Origin of the sequence: Mesorhizobium sp. BAC0120 (assembly GCF_033542235.1) — a bacterium.
GTDB lineage: Bacteria > Pseudomonadota > Alphaproteobacteria > Rhizobiales > Rhizobiaceae > JAWRCU01.
This window is the reverse complement of sequence record NZ_JAWRCU010000011.1, coordinates 192024-208495: the sequence shown is the minus strand read 5'-3', so window position 1 is coordinate 208495 and position 16472 is coordinate 192024. Positions and strand designations below refer to the sequence as shown.

Annotated in this window: 14 protein-coding genes; 3 read left to right on the top strand and 11 right to left on the bottom strand. The window is 64.6% G+C overall.

Going from position 1 to position 16472, the window contains the following annotated elements; all coding sequences use genetic code 11:
* The 11 genes from SAZ10_RS23310 to SAZ10_RS23260 all read right to left on the bottom strand — a co-directional run bounded on the left by SAZ10_RS23310 (nt 1) and on the right by SAZ10_RS23260 (nt 13025).
* Nucleotides 1-804 (bottom strand): enoyl-CoA hydratase family protein, encoded by an 804-nt coding sequence (locus SAZ10_RS23310; RefSeq protein ID WP_318611810.1) that lies wholly within the window; start codon nt 802-804, stop codon nt 1-3.
* Between the two features lie 11 nt (nt 805-815).
* A complete protein-coding gene (locus SAZ10_RS23305; RefSeq protein WP_318611777.1) occupies nt 816-1292 on the bottom strand; it encodes a MarR family winged helix-turn-helix transcriptional regulator in 477 nt (158 codons plus the stop codon).
* Nucleotides 1286-2044: an SDR family NAD(P)-dependent oxidoreductase gene (locus tag SAZ10_RS23300; RefSeq protein WP_318611776.1), complete on the bottom strand. Its 759-nt coding sequence runs from the start codon at nt 2042-2044 to the stop codon at nt 1286-1288. Before SAZ10_RS23300 ends, SAZ10_RS23305 begins: the two co-directional genes overlap by 7 nt.
* Nucleotides 2045-2234: 190 nt before the next feature.
* Entirely contained in the window at nt 2235-4526 is a 2292-nt protein-coding gene (locus tag SAZ10_RS23295; protein ID WP_318611775.1) for a bifunctional salicylyl-CoA 5-hydroxylase/oxidoreductase, read from the bottom strand.
* A 239-nt stretch (nt 4527-4765) separates the two neighbouring features.
* Entirely contained in the window at nt 4766-5365 is a 600-nt protein-coding gene (locus SAZ10_RS23290; protein ID WP_412535280.1) for a VOC family protein, read from the bottom strand.
* A 290-nt stretch (nt 5366-5655) separates the two neighbouring features.
* Nucleotides 5656-6492: an ATP-binding cassette domain-containing protein gene (locus tag SAZ10_RS23285; RefSeq protein ID WP_318611774.1), complete on the bottom strand. Its 837-nt coding sequence runs from the start codon at nt 6490-6492 to the stop codon at nt 5656-5658.
* Nucleotides 6485-7366: an ABC transporter ATP-binding protein gene (locus tag SAZ10_RS23280; RefSeq protein ID WP_318611773.1), complete on the bottom strand. Its 882-nt coding sequence runs from the start codon at nt 7364-7366 to the stop codon at nt 6485-6487. Before SAZ10_RS23280 ends, SAZ10_RS23285 begins: the two co-directional genes overlap by 8 nt.
* Before the next feature lie 349 nt (nt 7367-7715).
* Nucleotides 7716-8564, bottom strand: coding sequence for an ABC transporter permease (locus SAZ10_RS23275; RefSeq protein ID WP_318611772.1), 849 nt, complete (start codon nt 8562-8564; stop codon nt 7716-7718).
* Complete coding sequence (locus tag SAZ10_RS23270) at nt 8557-9564, bottom strand: ABC transporter permease (RefSeq protein WP_318611771.1); 1008 nt, start codon at nt 9562-9564, stop codon at nt 8557-8559. Before SAZ10_RS23270 ends, SAZ10_RS23275 begins: the two co-directional genes overlap by 8 nt.
* A 170-nt stretch (nt 9565-9734) precedes the next feature.
* A complete protein-coding gene (locus tag SAZ10_RS23265; RefSeq protein WP_318611770.1) occupies nt 9735-11267 on the bottom strand; it encodes an ABC transporter substrate-binding protein in 1533 nt (510 codons plus the stop codon).
* Between the two features lie 183 nt (nt 11268-11450).
* On the bottom strand, nt 11451-13025 hold the full coding sequence (locus SAZ10_RS23260; RefSeq protein ID WP_318611769.1) for an NAD(P)/FAD-dependent oxidoreductase: 1575 nt from the start codon (nt 13023-13025) through the stop codon (nt 11451-11453).
* Between the two features lie 121 nt (nt 13026-13146).
* On the opposite strand from SAZ10_RS23260, the gene SAZ10_RS23255 reads away from it, so the two are divergent.
* From SAZ10_RS23255 to SAZ10_RS23245, 3 genes are all read left to right on the top strand, one after another.
* Entirely contained in the window at nt 13147-13938 is a 792-nt protein-coding gene (locus SAZ10_RS23255; protein ID WP_318611768.1) for a cyclase family protein, read from the top strand.
* Between the two features lie 307 nt (nt 13939-14245).
* On the top strand, nt 14246-15817 hold the full coding sequence (locus SAZ10_RS23250) for an NAD(P)/FAD-dependent oxidoreductase (RefSeq protein WP_318611767.1): 1572 nt from the start codon (nt 14246-14248) through the stop codon (nt 15815-15817).
* Nucleotides 15818-16297: a MarR family winged helix-turn-helix transcriptional regulator gene (locus tag SAZ10_RS23245; protein WP_318611766.1), complete on the top strand. Its 480-nt coding sequence runs from the start codon at nt 15818-15820 to the stop codon at nt 16295-16297.
* The last annotated feature ends 175 nt before the right edge of the window (nt 16298-16472 follow it).

The following is a 16472-nucleotide window of genomic DNA, read 5'->3' as shown; positions in this document are numbered from 1 at the left end:
TCAATCCCCCTCGAACACCGGCTTTTCCTTCGCCACGAAGGCCCGATACGCGCGCTCGAAATCCCTGGTTTGCATGCAGATCGCCTGCGCCTGGGCTTCGGCCTCGATGGCCTGGTCGAGGCCCATCGACCATTCCTGGTTGAGCTGCGTCTTGGTGATGCCGTGCGCGAAGGTCGGACCAGAAACGATGCGCTGGGCGATGTCGAGCGCATCGGCTTCCAGCGCGGCCGCATCGACAAGGCGGTTGTAGAAGCCCCAGCGTTCGCCCTCGGCTGCCGACATGGTGCGGCCGGTATAGAGAAGCTCGGCGGCGCGGCCCTGGCCGATGATGCGGGGCAGGATCGCGCAAGCGCCCATGTCGCAGCCGGCAAGCCCGACGCGGGTAAAGAGAAACGCGGTCTTGGCCTCGGGCGTCGCGATGCGAATGTCGGATGCCATGGCGATGATCGCGCCGGCGCCGACCGCCACGCCGTCGACGGCGGAAATGATCGGCTTGCCGCAATGGAGCATGGCTTTCACCAGGTCGCCGGTCATGCGCGTGAAGGCAAGCAGTTCCTTCATGTCCATCCCGACCAGCGGGCCGATGATATCATGCACATCCCCGCCCGAGCAGAAATTGCCGCCATTGGGCAGGAACGTCACGGCATCGACATCGTCGGCAAAGACCATGTAGCGGAACATGTCGCGGAGCTCGGCGTAGGACTCGAACGTAAGCGGGTTCTTACGCTCCGGTCGGTTGAGGCGGATGCGCGCGATCTTGCCTTCGACCAGCCACAGGAAGTGCTTCGGCTTCAGCCCCGCCATTTGCGCAGGTTTCATTCACGTCCCTCCCAATTGCTGCGGAAGGATTTCAGCATCGCCGCCAGGCGACGCGTATCGTCCTCTCCGACGCTGCCGAGCAGCTCGTTGACCCAGATTTCATGCGCCGTGGCGATGTTGCGGAAAGCGTCGATCCCCGCCTCCGTCAGCCGCACCATCGACGTGCGTCGATCGCCGTTGCGCCTTGCGCGCATCACCAATCCTTCCGAGACCAGCCTGTCGACGATGCCGGTCACATTGCCGTTGGAGACGAGCAGGAAGCGCGACAGATCGCTCATCAGCATGCCTTCCGGCTGCCGGTAGAGCGCCGCCATCACGTCAAAGCGCGGCAGGGTGGTGTCGAATTCCTTGCGCAGCCGCTCGCGCAGCTCCGCTTCGATGGTACGCGAGGCGCGCAGCAGCCTGATCCAGAGCCGCAGCCTCTCCTTGCTGTCGCCGGATTTGCCGGGCGCGGGAAGCGGTGCGCTCACCATGTCTCACCCCCGGAGATCGAAATCGCCTGACCGGTTATCGACTGCGCTTCCTCGCTCACCAGCCACAGCACCGTGGCCGCAACCTCCTGCGGCTGAATGAAACGGCCTTGCGGGTTGTCCTTCCGAAACTCTGCCCGGATGTCGGCATGGCTGCGGCCGGTCTTCTCGACGACGCGCCGGACCGATTCCTCCAGCATGTCGGTCTCGACGAATCCCGGGCAGACCGCATTCACGGTGATGCCGGTCTTCACCATCTCGACAGCCAGCGCCCGCATCAGCCCAAGCACGCCATGCTTGGCCGCCACATAGGGCGCGGTGTAGGGGTAGCCCTTCAGACTGGCGGTCGAAGCGACGAAGACGAGCCTGCCCTTCCTGCGCTTGGCCATGCCGGCCAGCGCAGGCTTCACCGTGAGGAATGCGCCGGTGAGGTTGACGTCGAGCGTGCGCTGCCAGTCGGCGAGCGAGACCTTGAAGGCCGGGGCGCTGGACGCCATGCCGGCATTCGCCACGACGATGTCGAACGGCCCCCGTGCGGCTTCGGCGTTCTCATAGAGCGCGGCCATGGAGGCTTCATCGGTCACGTCGGCGACGACCGGGAAGACGCGCCCGTCCTCGCGGGCCACTTCAGCAAGCTGCGCTTCGCGGCGTCCGCAGATCGTGACGTCGAGGCCTGCGCCGGCAAGCGCCAGCGCGATCTCCTTGCCGACGCCCGATCCGCCGCCTGTCACGAGGGCGTGGCGGAAGGGGATCATGAGCGGCCACCTGCAAAGGATCGAGAGGCGCGGCGCCGGTGCAGGCTGTCTTCTCCCCGTTCACGGGGAGAAGATGCCGGCAGGCAGATGAGGGGCAGCACATACCTTTCAGGGCTGGCGCTGCCCCTCATCCGACCCTTCGGGCCACCTTCTCCCCGTGAACGGGGAGAAGGAAATGCCGGCGTCGCGCTCATACCTTCAGCCCCATCGTCGCGCTGCGCTCGGCCAGCCGATAGATCTGATCGCGGCCGCGGAGGTACGGGTCCGGCCATCTCACCTCGCGATCGCCCAACGCAACGGCTGCGTGCAGCGTCCAATACGGATCGGTGAGATGCGGCCGCGCGAGGCAGACGAGGTCGGCGCGGCCGGCCATCAGGATCGAGTTGACGTGGTCCGGCTCGTAGATATTGCCGACCGCGATCGTTGCCATGCCGGTCTCGTTGCGGATCCGGTCGGAGAAAGGCGTCTGAAACATGCGGCCATAGACCGGGCGGGCGAGGATCGTGGTCTGGCCGGCCGATACGTCGCAAATGTCGACGCCGGCGGCCTGCAGAAGCCGGGCAATCTCGACCGCCTCGGCCGGCGTCACGCCCTCGCTGCCCACCCAGTCATTGGCCGAGATGCGCATCGAGATCGGCTTCTCGTCCGGCCACACCGCGCGCACAGCCTGAAAGACCTCCAGCGGATAGCGCATGCGGTTCTCGAGCGAACCGCCATATTCGTCGGTGCGCCGATTGGTGAGCGGGGTGATGAAGGATGAGAGCAGGTAGCCATGCGCGGCGTGGAGCTCCAGCATGTCGAAACCGCAGCGCTCCGCCATCTCGGCCGATGCCACGAACTGGTCGCGCACCATGTCCATGTCGGCGCGAGTCATCGGCTTCGGCACCTGGTTGCGCGGCGACCACGGCACGTCGGAAGCCGCCATCACCGGCCAGTTGCCCTCGGCGAGCGGCGCGTCCGATTCCTCCCAGCCGAGCTGGGTCGAGCCCTTGGGCCCGGAATGGCCGATCTGGGCGCAGATCCTGGTTTCGGTTTCATGATGCACGAAATCGACCAGCCGCTTCCAGGCCAGCTCGTGCTCGGGCGCATAGAAGCCGGGGCAGCCCGGCGTGATGCGGCCTTCAGGACTGACGCAGGTCATCTCGATATAGATCAGGCCGGCGCCGCCTTTGGCGCGCTCGGCATAATGCGCGAAATGCCAGTCGGTCGGGCAGCCTTCGACGGCCTTGTACTGCGCCATGGGCGATACCACGACGCGATTCCTGAGCTTCAGCTCGCGCAGCTTGAACGGCGCGAACATCGGCGCGCGCCGCACATTGCCGGTGTTGCCGGCCTGGCGATGGAACCAGGCTTCGGCGTCGCCCAGCCATTCGGGATCGCGGAGCCTCAGATTCTCATGGCTGATGCGCTGCGAGCGCGTCAGCAGAGAATAGTTGAACTGGACGGGGTCGAGATGGAGATAGCGCTCCACCTCCTCGAACCATTCGAGCGAGTTGCGAGCCGCCGACTGCAGCTTCAGAACCTCCGTGCGACGCGCGCTTTCATATTTCTCGAAGGCCGCTTCGAGACTCGGCTCGGAATGAACATAGTCGGCGAGCGCCACGGCGCTTTCGAGCGCGAGCTTGGTGCCGGAGCCGATCGAGAAATGCGCGCTCGCCGCGGCGTCGCCCATCAGCGCCAGATTCTTGTGCGACCAGCGCTCGCAGAGCACGCGAGGGAAATTGATCCAGGCCGAGCCACGGATATGACCGGCATTGGACATCAGATGATGTCCGCCGAGATATTTCTCGAAGATCCGTTCGCAGGTCGCGATCGACTCTTCCTTGGTCATCTCGCCGAAGCCGAATTTCTCCCAGGTTTCCTGGCTGCATTCGACGATGAAGGTCGCGGTGTCCTTGTCGAACTGGTAGGCATGCGCCCACACCCAACCGTGCTCGGTCTCCTCGAAGATGAAGGTGAAGGCGTCGTCGAACTTCTGCTGGGTGCCGAGCCAAACGAACTTGCATTTGCGCACGTCGATGTCGGGCTTGAACACTTCGGCGAAGGTGGCGCGCGAGCGCGAGTTGAGGCCGTCGGCCGCGACCACCAGATCATGCGTCTCCATGTAAGGCTTGGGGTCCGGGATCTCCGTCTCGAAGACGAGCTTGATGCCGAGTTCCCGCGCCCTGCGCTGTAGGAGCATCAGGAGCCGCTTGCGGCCGATGCCGCAGAAGCCATGGCCTGTCGAAACCGTGCGGACGCCCTTGTGGTAGACGGCGATGTCGTCCCAATAGGCGAAATAGCGCCTGATCCAGACGGCGCTCACCGGATCGTTTTTCGTCAGATTCTCCAGCGTCTCTGCCGAAAGCACGACGCCCCAGCCGAAGGTGTCGTCCGGGCGATTGCGCTCGATCACCGTCACCTCATGCGAGGAGTCGCGGAGCTTCATCGAAATGGCAAAATAGAGGCCGGCGGGACCGCCGCCGAGAACCGCAACCTTCATCGTGCGATCTCCTCTTCTGTTCTGATTCTTATCGCGCGTGAGGGGTGATATTTCAAGCTTAAAGTTTTCGCAAAAACGCTGGCGCCTCCCTCTCCCCGTTCACGGGAAGAGGGTAAGGGTGAGGGGCGGCGCCAGGCCTGGAGAGGAAGTCGCAAGGACGCGTGCCTACCAATTCGGCCGTGGGCGCCGCCCCTCATCCGCCTGCCGGCACCTTCTCCCCGTAAACGGGGAGAAGGGAGCTACTTCCCCGGATCCTTCGGGCTCCAAAGCACCGTCTCGGCGTCCTTTTCGTAAGCCATGCCGTGGGGATAGCTGATCGCCTCGAGCTGCAGGCCCCATGGTGCCTGGAAATAGAGGATGGTCTGGCCAGCGGCCGGGCCTTCGTTGACCGGCAACGGCCCCATGCGCGTGGCGACGCCCTTGCCCTCCAGATAGGCCTTCGCCGCCGCCACGTCGTCCACATAAAAGGCGATGTGGTAGCCGCCGATGTCGCTGTTCTTCGGCGTCGCGTCCTTCTGGTCGGGCGCCGTGTATTTGAAGAGCTCGATATTCGATCCGAAGCCGCAGCGAACCATCGTGATCTCCTCGACCACGGCTTTCGGGTCGACGCCGAGCAGATCCTTCATGAAGGTGCCCTTGTCATCCGCGAACGGGCCGAAGGACATCGCCTTCTTGCAGCCGATGACATTGGTGAAGAAGTCGACCGCCTGCTTCATGTCGGGAACGGTAACGCCGGTGTGGTCATGGCCTCGCATGCCGGGGATGGTGTCGGCAAAGGCGGTGCCGGCTCCGGCTGCAAAGCCGGCAATCAATACTGCGCTTCGGATAACATGCTTCATCTCAGTCACCCTCTGTTGCGGGACGCCGTTATGGAAGTTCACCGAAGGCCCGCTTCTCCGGATTCATGAGGTGCCGGGGCAATCGCATCTGTCGCGGCCAACCCCCTCTCCGCCGAGCTTCGCTCGGCACCTCTCCCCCTCAAAAGGGGAGAGGAAGGGCGCCTGGCATTGCGGCCAGCGCTTCCTCTCCTCCGTCGACCGGGGGAGAGGTGGTTCGCGAAGCGAACCGGAGTGGGGGTCGACCTCAAAGGCGATTGTCTTGCCTGTGGCCCGTGTCCCCGGTGCCAGCTTCATGCGCCCGCCTTGCTTTCGACCCCGCTTCCCAGCCAATCCGGATCGATCTCCGGAAGCGGGATCGCTGCGATCAACTCGCGCGTATAGGGATGCTGCGGCGCTTCGAAGAGCGCTTCCGTCGGGCCGGCTTCGACGATCTCGCCGCTGCGCATCACGATGACCTGCCGGCAGAGGCGGCGGATTACGGAGAGGTCATGGCTGATGAAGGCGACCGTCAATCCCATCTCGTCGGCCAGCTTTTCGAGCAGCGCCAGAATCTGCGCCTGGGTCGAGACGTCGAGACCGGAGACGATCTCGTCAGCGAGCACGAATTTGGGTGAAAGGGCGAGCGCTCGCGCGATGCCGACGCGCTGGCGCTGGCCGCCGGAAAGCTCGTGGCGGTAACGCTGACCGAAGCTTTCCGGCAGGCCCACACGCCTCAATGCTTCGGCCACGCGACCACGAAGATTGTCGCCCAGGCCGTTCTTCTGAAGCGGCGCGGCGATGATTGAGGCGATGGTGCGGCGCGGGTTCAGCGACGACATCGGATCCTGGAAGATCATCTGCAGGTCACGCCGCAGCGGCTTGAGGGCCGGCTCGGAGAGATGAGTGATGTCGCGGCCGTCGAAGTCGATACTGCCTTCGCTGGGCTCGAGGAGGCGCACCAGCGCGCGGCCGAGCGTCGATTTGCCCGAACCGGATTCGCCGACGATGCCGGTGACCGAATTGCCCGGCAGGTCGAAGTCCAGGCCTTTCAGGATTTCCACCTGCGGCGCGGAGCCGAAGAGCGGCTTTCTCGTCATATCGGGCAGCGCAAGTTTGAGGCCCCGGACCTTGAACAGAGGATCAGCCACGCGTCACGCTCCAGTCGCGATCGGCCTCGGCGATCTCTGTCGCGAGCCCGGCCAGCACCGCTTCATCCACCGGCTTCAGCGAGGCGAGCGGGTCGGTATAGCGGGGCATCGCCGCCATCAGGGCGCGGGTGTAGGGATGGCTGGGCGCGGCGAAGAGGGCGGCGACATCCGCCTCCTCGACGATCTTCCCAGCATAGAGGACGGAGACTTTCTGGCTGATCTTGGCGACAACGCCGAGGTCGTGCGTGACGAACAGGAGCGCGGTGCCGTGCTCGCGCTGGAGCTCGGCAATCAGCCTCAGAATCTGCTTCTGCACGGTGACGTCCAGCGCGGTCGTCGGCTCATCGGCCACGATCAGCCGCGGCTCGGCAGCGAAAGCGGCCGCGATCAGGACGCGCTGGCGCATGCCGCCGGAGAGCTCATGCGGGTAGCAGCGGATGACGCGCTCGGGTTCACGGATACGCACCTCGTCGAGGAGCTGGCTGATCCGTGCGTCGGCCTTCCCGGCGTCCCAGCCGAGGATCCTGACCAGCCTGTCCGTCATCTGCGGGCCGATGCGGCGCGACGGATTGAGCGCGGTCAAGGGGTCCTGCGGGATCAAAGCCGTGCGCGCCCCGATCAGCTCGCGGCGCTTTCTTGGCGGCAGGCTTTCGAGGTCTGTACCTTCGAGGCGGATATGGCCTTCGGCAATGCGCAAGCTCGTCGGTAGCACGCCAAGCACCGCCTTGCCGATCATGCTCTTTCCCGCGCCGCTTTCGCCGACCAGCGCGCGCACCTCGCCCGGCTCGACGGTGAGCGACACCGAGCGCAGCACGCGGGTGCCGTTGGCGAGCACCGCGCTGAGGTTCGAGATTTCGAGGCAGGGGGCAGTCATGTCGCCACCCCGGTCGCCGCGACAGCCCATTTACGCCGGGCGATCACATATGCCAGGCGCAACGCTGACGACCCCCTCCCCCTTGTGGGGAGGGATACAGGGTGGGGGTGCGACGCGCGCCGAACCAAGCCGGAGGCGCCGTCTGCTTGAGCTAACCTTGCAGGGTAATCGCGTGGGAACCCCCACCCTGAATCCCTCCCCACAAGGGGGAGGGGGGCACCGGCGCCGCGCCACATCGAACTCCTCTGCCCTAAACGGAGGAGGCGGACCGCCGACGTGTCCGCCGAACCCTCGATGGCGAAGGCGCAAGGCGGTGGAGGGGGCATGCGAAGCGTGAGGGTAGGCCCACTCATCTCAGCACCGGGTCGAAACGCGCCTTCAGCCCTTCGCCGAACTGGCTGAACGAGAGCACGGTGAGGAACAGCGTGATCAGCGGGAAGACCAGTACCCACCAGGCCTGATGGATGGAAAGGCGGCCTTCGGCGATGATGCCGCCCCAGGTCGGGTCGTCCGTCGAGATGGAGAGGTTCACGAAAGACAGGATCGCCTCGACGATGACGGCGATGCCCATCTCCAGCGACAATAGCGCGATGATGGAGGGCAGCACGTTGGGCAATACCTCGCGCAGCATGATGTCGAGCCGGCCGAAGCCGGCGATGCGGGCATTCTCGACATAATCCATGCGGGACTGGCTCATGGCTTCGGCCCGCACCACTCGGCAGAACCGTGTCCAGTCGATCACGGCGATCGCCACGATCACCGAGCCGAGCCCCGTGCCAAGCACGGCGACCAGGAGAATGGCGAAGAGGACCGGCGGAAATGCCATCCAGATATCGACGATGCGCGACACGATGCGGTCGGCCCAGCCGCCGAAGTAGCCTGCGATCAGGCCCAGCACGGAGCCGACCAGGCAGGCGGCGGTCGCGGCCGCGAAGGCGACGATGAAGGCGATGCGTCCGCCATAGACAAGGCGCGAGAGGAGGTCGCGGCCGAGGCTGTCTGTGCCCAGCCAATAGCCGGGTTCCGCGCCCTGCAGCCAGAAAGGCGGTAGGCGCTCGAGCATCAGGTCCTGTGCGAGCGGGTCCTGCGGCGCCACCAGCGGAGCGAAGATCGCTGCGAGGAGGGCAAGGAGCAGCCAGCCGCCCGCGAGCCAGATGCGTGCATTAGCCTTACGGGCGACGAAGCGCGCTTCAGCCATGGCGCAGCCTCGGATTGAGGAGCGCATACATCATGTCGACGACGAGGTTGATCAGCACGAAGATGAGCGCAAAGACGAGCACGATGCCCTGGATCAGCGGCAAGTCGCGGTTGACGACGGCATCGATCGCCATGTTGCCGAGGCCTTCGTAGGAGAACAGACGCTCGACGATGACGGTGCCGCCGATCAGGAAGGTGAATTGCACCCCGACAAGCGTGAGCGTCGGCAGCGCCGCGTTCTTCAGCGCCTCGCGGAGGATGACCTGCGTCTCCGAGAAGCCTTTGACGCGGGCGAGAACGACATAGTCGAGCCCCATCAGCTCCTTCAGCGACTGCTTCAGCAATTGCGAGATGATGGCGGCGAGCGGCAAGGCGAGGGCGAGCGCCGGCATGAACATGTGGCCGATGAGGTCGCGCGTCAGGTCGAAGCGCAGCCTGACGATGCTCTCGAACAGGTAGAACTGCGTGACGAAGGGCAGCTCCAGCCGCGGCGAGACGCGGCCCGAAATCTCGAAGACCGGCCACAGCACGCCGAACAGTAGGATGAGCACCAGCCCCCACAGGAAATCGGGGATGGAGAGGGCTGCGCCGTTGGCGACGTCGATGCCAGCCTCGACCGCCGTGCCGCGCTCGCGCGTGCCGATGACGGCGAGCGGCAATCCGACCGCAAGCGCGATGATGAGGGCGAGGATCGAGAGCTCGAGCGTCGCCGGCAGCCTGCTCATCACCAGGCCGAGAACGTTCTGCCTGAGCGAGATGGAGGTGCCGAAATCGCCGTGAAGCACGCCGGATAGCCAGATGAAGAACTGCTCGATGAGCGACTTGTCGAGGCCATAGAGCGCGCGCAGACGGTCGATGTCGGCCTGGCTTGCGCCGGGCGGCAGCATCATGGCGATCGGGTCGCCGGGTGCGATGCGGATCACCACGAAAACCACGACAGCCACACCGAACAGGGTGACCAGCATGGTGAACAGGCGGGCGAGGAAGCGTTGCAGGATCATGCTGACAGCCAGGCAGCGCAAGTTCTTCAAACTACGGCGCCGCCCCTCACCCTTACCCTCTCCCCGTAAGGACGGGGAGAGGGGGGCGGCAACGTCTCAGCCCCCCTCTCCCCGTCCTTACGGCGAGAGGGTGAGGGTGAGGGGCGGCGCCAGCCTAAAAACGGAAGGCTCTACGCCGCCGGGGTCATCAGCGCCGGCAGCAACGCGCCGGATTTGTGCGGCACCACCTTCACGCCCTTCGCATGCACGATCGGCTGCGCATATTGCAGCAGCGGCAGCACATAGGCGTTGTCGGCGATCAGCTTGCTGACGGCCTTCCAGCCGGCGATGCGCTTTGCCTCGTCCTTCTCGCCCCAGAGCGGCATGATCGCATCGTCCACGTCCTTGCTGGACCATCCTGAGTGCGGGCTCGGGCTGAACATGGCGAAACCGGTCGAGGTGGTCGGGTCGCCGATCGCATTGCCCCAGTTATAGAAGGCCGCCGGCGCCAGCTTCTTGGCGGCGCGCAGTTCGTAGTGCTTGGCAATCTCATAGACCTCGATATTGGCCTCGATGCCGACCTTGCGCCACATGCCGACGATCGCCTGGATCATCTCGTAGTCCTTGGGCTTGAAGCCCTTGGTCGTCTGGATCGTGAATTTCGCCGGATTGTCGGTCGAGTAGCCGGAGGCCTTGAGCAATTCCTTCGCCTTCTCGGGATTGTATTCGACCTTGATGGAAGGATCGAAGGCCGCGTATTCCGGGGTCTCGAGCGTGTCGATCGGCAGGCCGTAGCCGCGCAGCAGCCGGTCGACGAGCAGCTTTTTGTCGACCGACATCACCGCCGCCTTGCGCACGTTGGCGTCGGTGATCGCATCCCTGGGGCTGAAGAAGATCATGCCGATGTCGGAAATCGTCTCGCACGAGCCGGCGAGCCCGTCCTTGGCGATCAGCCGATCATATTCCTCGTAAGGAATCTCCAGCGTCACTTGCGACGAGCCGGATTCGAGCTCGGCCACGCGGCTTGCCGCATCGGTGACGAACTTGATCGTGACATTGTCGAAGGCAGGCTTGCCGCCCCAGTAGGTCGGGTTGGCCTTGAGCCGGATGAAGGCGTTCTGCTCGAACTTCTCCACCATATACGGCCCGGTGCCGATCGGCGCCTTCTCGAAGCCTTCCGGCCCGACCTTCTCGTAATAGGCCTTCGGCATGACGTAGCCGGTGAGGAAGGACATCCATTTGAACAGGACCGGATCGAACTGGATGACGTCGCCGGTGATCTTGTTGCCGTCGATTTTGAAGTTGCCGACATTCTTCCAGACGAACTGGATAGGGTTGCCCGTCGCCTCCTTTCCGGCACGCTCCAGCGACCACACCACGTCTTCCGGTGTGAAGGGCGAGCCGTCATGCCAGGTCACGCCTTCGCGCACCGTCATCAGGACCTTGGTGCGGTCGTCGTTCCAGCCCCATTCGGTGATGAGGCCGGGCGCAAAGGAGAGGTCGGGCTTCTGGGCGATATACATGTCGAAGACCGACTGATAGAGCCCTTGGATGGTCGGGTTTACCGCCGACGGCCCGACCGTCGGGTCCCAGGACGGCAGGTTGACGTTATAGGCAATCGTCAGTTCGCCAGCCTGAGCGGCCGCACGCCGCGGCATGCCGAGCGCCGCCAAGCCGAGAGCCGAGGCGCTGTAGCCGAGTAGTTCACGTCTGTTGAGCTTCATCTTAGTTCCCCTATCGTTTATTGATTAGACGGTCAGCAAGCGCAGATGCCGGTCCTTTCCGATCTGGCGCTCCGGACAGTTTTATTACTTATTTCGGACTTATTTCGGTCGATGGCTGATGCTCAAGGCGAGTGCGCACTGGCCGAAAAAAGTAAACTCTTCACGGCACCTCCCGCACGCCGCTTACCTCCCGCCAAGTTGCTGAGCGAGCATGAAGCCCGATCCTGCCCCGACCCCCGCACCCGGCCAGACGGCTGCCCCGCAAAGGTGCAGCTTCTCGACCGGGGTGTTGCCGCGGGCAAAGCCGCGTGCCGGACGAAATAGAAAGTGCTGCGTCATGTGGTGGCTGCCGCAGATCTGGTCGCCGCCGACCAGGTTCGGATTGTCGCGTTCGAGGTCGATCGGCGAGAACACCGCACGGCCAAGAATTTTCGAGTTCAGGCCGGGAGCGTAGCCCTCAAGGATGCGGAGCGCGCGATCGGCATAGCGCTCCTTCACCTGATCCCAATGCTCAGGCGCGATCTCGCCTGCCGCGTCAGCCTTGATCTCGGCGGGCAGCACGCGGACCTGCACCCAGAGCACGTGCTTTCCGGCCGGCGCGCGCGAGGGATCGATCGCCGTCGGCTGGCCGACGACCAGCACAGGCTCGGCGGGCAGTAGGCCCGCAATAGCCTGCTGGTAAACTTGCGCCATGGCGTCGAGCGAAGGCGCGAGGTGCACATAGGCGAATTGCCGGAGCTCGCGGCCGGCGCGCCAGTCGGGCAGATCGTCGAGCGCGAGGTGGATCATCATCGTGCCCGGCGCATGGCGGAATTTCTTCATCGCCGTATCGAAGGCCGGATCGCCCGAACCCTTCGGCAGCAGCTTGCCGGGAAGCGCGCTCGGCGCAACGCCGGCGATCACGGCCCTGGTTGCCGTGTGCGTCTCACCTGAGGCAAGGCGCACGCCGGTCGCCTTCCCTCCGGCCGTGGTGATCTCGGCCACTTCCGCGCGCGTGAAAATCTCGCCTCCGGCCGCTGCCATCATCTTCTCCAGCGCGCGGATCATCGTGTCGGCACCACCCTTGCCGATAACCAGGCCGAAGCTCTGATCGACCATGGATTCAAGATATGGGAATAGCGCGCCGCCGGCGATGTCCGGCGCGAAGTCGAGATGCATGCCCCAGGTGGCGAGGGTCGCCTTGACATGCGCGGACTCGAAATTGGCATCCAGCCATTCGCGTGGCGAGGCGAGCAGCAGCCGAGCCATGTCGAGCAGACCGGTGGCGCCCTTCTTGCGCCATGCGTTCCAGGCGAAGCCCGCAAGAGCGCGGCCCGTCATGGGCAAGCCGAGCAGGGCGAAGAGGTGCGCGGCCTCGGCCGGGAATGCCGCCACAAAACGGCGCCAGGTCTCGGCGTCGGCCTTCGAAAAACCGGCCATGCGCGCGACCGTCATTTCCAGATCGGTGCTGACGCCAAACCAGCGGCCGTCGGGAAAGGCGCTGGCGAAGCAATCGACGGCCGGGACCAGTTCCAGCCCATGCAACTTCAATTCATTTGCATATTTCCGGTGGAAGGCGGAGCCGGCGAAGAGGCTGAGATTCATGGCTCCGAAGTCATGGCGGAAGCCAGGGAGCGTGTATTCACCAGTGCGGACTGCGCCGCCGACCGTCGGGTTTCTCTCGAAAATCGCCGTTTTCCAACCCTTCGACGCGAGATGCGCGGCACAAGCCAGGTTGTTGTGGCCTGCTCCCACAAGTATGGCGTCGAACTCGCTCAAAGGCCCCCACCCGATCCTTTATGCTTAAAGAGATAATTGCAGATGCATAGGTTTTCGTCTAGTAGGAGATTAAAGGGCCGTGGAGAGCCCATCTGAATTCGATAAAGAGGGAACAGAGATCATGGACACCCAGAAACTTCTTGGCGAGCTCGCCGGCCAGCTCCTCTCCGGCGGCATCGAAGTCGTCGACCTCACGGCCCTGCTCGGCCCCGACACGCCGCTCATCAAGCTGCCGCCCGAGATCGCCGTCGACACGCCGAAGGTCGAGATCCATGGCATTTCCAACTACGACAAGAACGGCCCGTTCTGGGCGTGGAACTGGCTGAAGCTCGGCGAGCATTCCGGCACGCATTTCGATGCGCCGATCCATTGGATCACCGGCAAGGACTACGCCGATGGTTCGACCGACAAGATCCCGGTCAAGAATTTCGTCGGCCCGGTGAACGTGATCGACTGCTCGAAGGAAGCGGCCGACAATCACGACTTCCTGCTCACCGTGGATCATATCAAGGCCTGGGAAGCCAAGCACGGCGCCATCAATGCCGGCGAATGGGTGGTGATGCGCACCGACTGGTACAAGCGCAACCACTCGGAGAAGGAGTTCCTGAACGCCAACGAGACCGGCCCCCACACGCCCGGCCCGACAGCCGAGGCGATCGAGTATCTGATCAGCAAGGACATCAGGGGCTGGGGCTCGGAGACGATCGGCACCGACGCGGGACTGGCCGGCGGCATGAACCCGCCCTTCCCGGCGCACAATCTGATGCACAAGGCCAACAAATATGGCCTGGCCAGCCTCTGCAATCTCGACCGCCTGCCGCCCAAGGGCGCAATCCTGATCGTCGCGCCGCTCAAGATCGAGCACGGCACGGGCAGCCCGATCCGCGCCCTGGCGCTGGTGCCGAGGCAGTAGGGCGAGGTAGCGGTCTTCGGGAGAAGATCATGTGGAGCACGGCGCTGACACAGGCGCTGAAAGGCAGGGCCGGCAATGTTATCGCCCTGTCGCGCCCCCCTCTGTCCTGCCGGACATCTCCCCCGCAAGGGGGGAGATTGGCTGTCATAGACGGTTTCGCCAATCTGCAACGCTGGCGATTGGCGAAATCAAAGCGGCCGTCCAATCTCCCCCCTTGCGGGGGAGATGTCCGGCAGGACAGAGGGGGGCAACGTAGAGCACCCAACCTCCGGGCAAGATTCTGCTCCTTCCTGTCGCGGAGCCGCCCGTGACCACCGCCGACCACATCATCGTCGGCAGCGGCATCAACGCGCTGGTCTGCGCGGCGATGCTGGCCGGCAAGGGCGCGAAGGTGCTGGTGCTCGAGCGCAACGACCGGATCGGCGGCTGCATCCGTACCGAAGGGATCACGGCGCCCGGCTTCGTCCATGACGTGATGGCCACGACCTTCGTGCTGTTCACGACCGGGCCGGCCTACGCGGCGCTCGGCAAGGACCTCGCGCGGCACGGGCTGGAGTTCTGCAACACGGATGCGCCGACGGGTGTGCTGAGGCCAGACGGCAGCTATCTGATCCAGCGCATGAACCAGCCAGCGAACATCGCCGCTTTCAACGCCGCGGCGGCGGGCAACGGCGACCAGTACGGCCGCGATGTCGGCGAGATCGGCAAGAATGCCGGCCTGCTCTTCGGGCTGCTCGGCGGCGGCCTATGGTCGTGGCCGACGCTGAAACTGCTCGCCGGGGAGGCTTGGCGACGCGGGCCCCGCGGTCTTGCCGGCTTTCTCGGCGAGGCGCTGGTCCCGGCGCGGGGCTGGCTCGAAACCTGCTATCAGTCCGAGACCATGCGCGCGCTCTGGGCGCCATGGGTCCTGCATGCGGGGCTTGGTCCCGAAGATGCATTCTCGGGCCAGATTGCCAAAGTCATCGCCTTCGCGCTGGAGGTGGCGGGCGCACCCATCGTCAAGGGCGGCGCTGAGAAGCTCACCGCCGCGTTCGAGGCGCTGATCAAGGAGCGTGGCGGCGAAATCCGCACCGGCGCCGACGTGGCTTATGTCGCCCGCAAGAATGGCCGCGCCGTCGGCGTGCGGCTTGCCTCGGGCGAGGAGATATCAGCCGCGAAGAGCGTGATCTGCTCGGTCACCCCGACACAGCTCTACGAACGCCTGCTCGGGGATCAGCCATCGACGACGCATACGGAATCTGTCCAGCGATATCGCTACGGCAAGGGGAATTTCCAGATCCACTACGCCTTGGACCGCCCCCCTGCCTGGCGCGGCGAAGGGCTCGGCAAAGTGGCACTGCTGCATCTCACCCCAGGGCTCGATGGCGTGTCCAAAGCCTGCAACGAGGCGACACGCGGCATGCTGCCCGAAGTGCCGACGATCTGCGTCGGGCAGCCGCATGCGCTCGACCCGTCGCGCTGCCCGGAAGGCAAGGCGATCCTGTGGCTGCAGCTTCCCGAGGCGCCGCGTCACGTCAGGGGCGATGCGGCAGGCGCGCTCGAGGTACCGTCCGACGGCAAATGGACCGAAGCGCTGCGCGAGGCTTATGCCGACCGGGCGGAAGCGATTCTGACCAGCCACATCGACGGCTTCAGGGAAAGCGTGATTGCCCGGCGCGCCTATTCGCCGGCCGACCTCGAGGCGATGAACATCAACCTGGTGGGCGGAGACCCTTACGGCGGCTCGTCGACCATCGATCAGGCGTTCCTGTGGCGACCCTTCAAGGGAAGCGTCAATCACGAGACCGAGGTCAAAGGCCTTTACCACATCGGGGCATCGACCCATCCGGGCGCGGGCCTCGGCGGCGGCTCCGGCTTCCTTCTGGCGCAGAGGCTCTAGATGGAGCAGAAGATAGAAAAACGGCAGCGGATCTCGACGCTCGGTCAGATCGGGTTGCAGCAGTTTGCGCCCTATCTGATGAACCGCATCATGGGCCGCTACAACGCCAGCTTGCGCGAGGTGTTGCGTAAGCATGGGCTTACCATATCGCAGGTTCGGACTCTCGCCGTGCTGTCGGTCCTCGATGGGGTGACGGTGAACGATCTGTCGGTCTATACCGTGATCGAGCAGTCGACGCTGTCGCGCACGCTGGACGTGCTGGAGGGGCAGGGCCTCGTGCGACGCGAGCAGGGCGTCACCGACAGCCGTGTAAGGCACGTATTCCTGACCGACGAGGGGCGCGCCGAGTTCGGCCGCGCCTGGCCGTTCATGCACGAAGAATTCGAGACGATGTTCAACGGCATCGGCGATCGCGAATATACGGCGCTGATCGCCACGCTCCAGAAGATGCTGACGAACATCCGCAGGCACGACATCTAGGCGATGGCTGAGATGGCGCAGATTTTTGCTTCGACAAACGTGTCCGGTTGGCGAAACCGACGCGGCAGTCGTCCTTCTCCCCGTTTACGGGGAGAAGATGCCGGCAGGCAGATGAGGGGCAGCGCATATCTATCAAGGCTGGCGCCGCCCCTCATCCGGCCCTTCGGGCCACCTT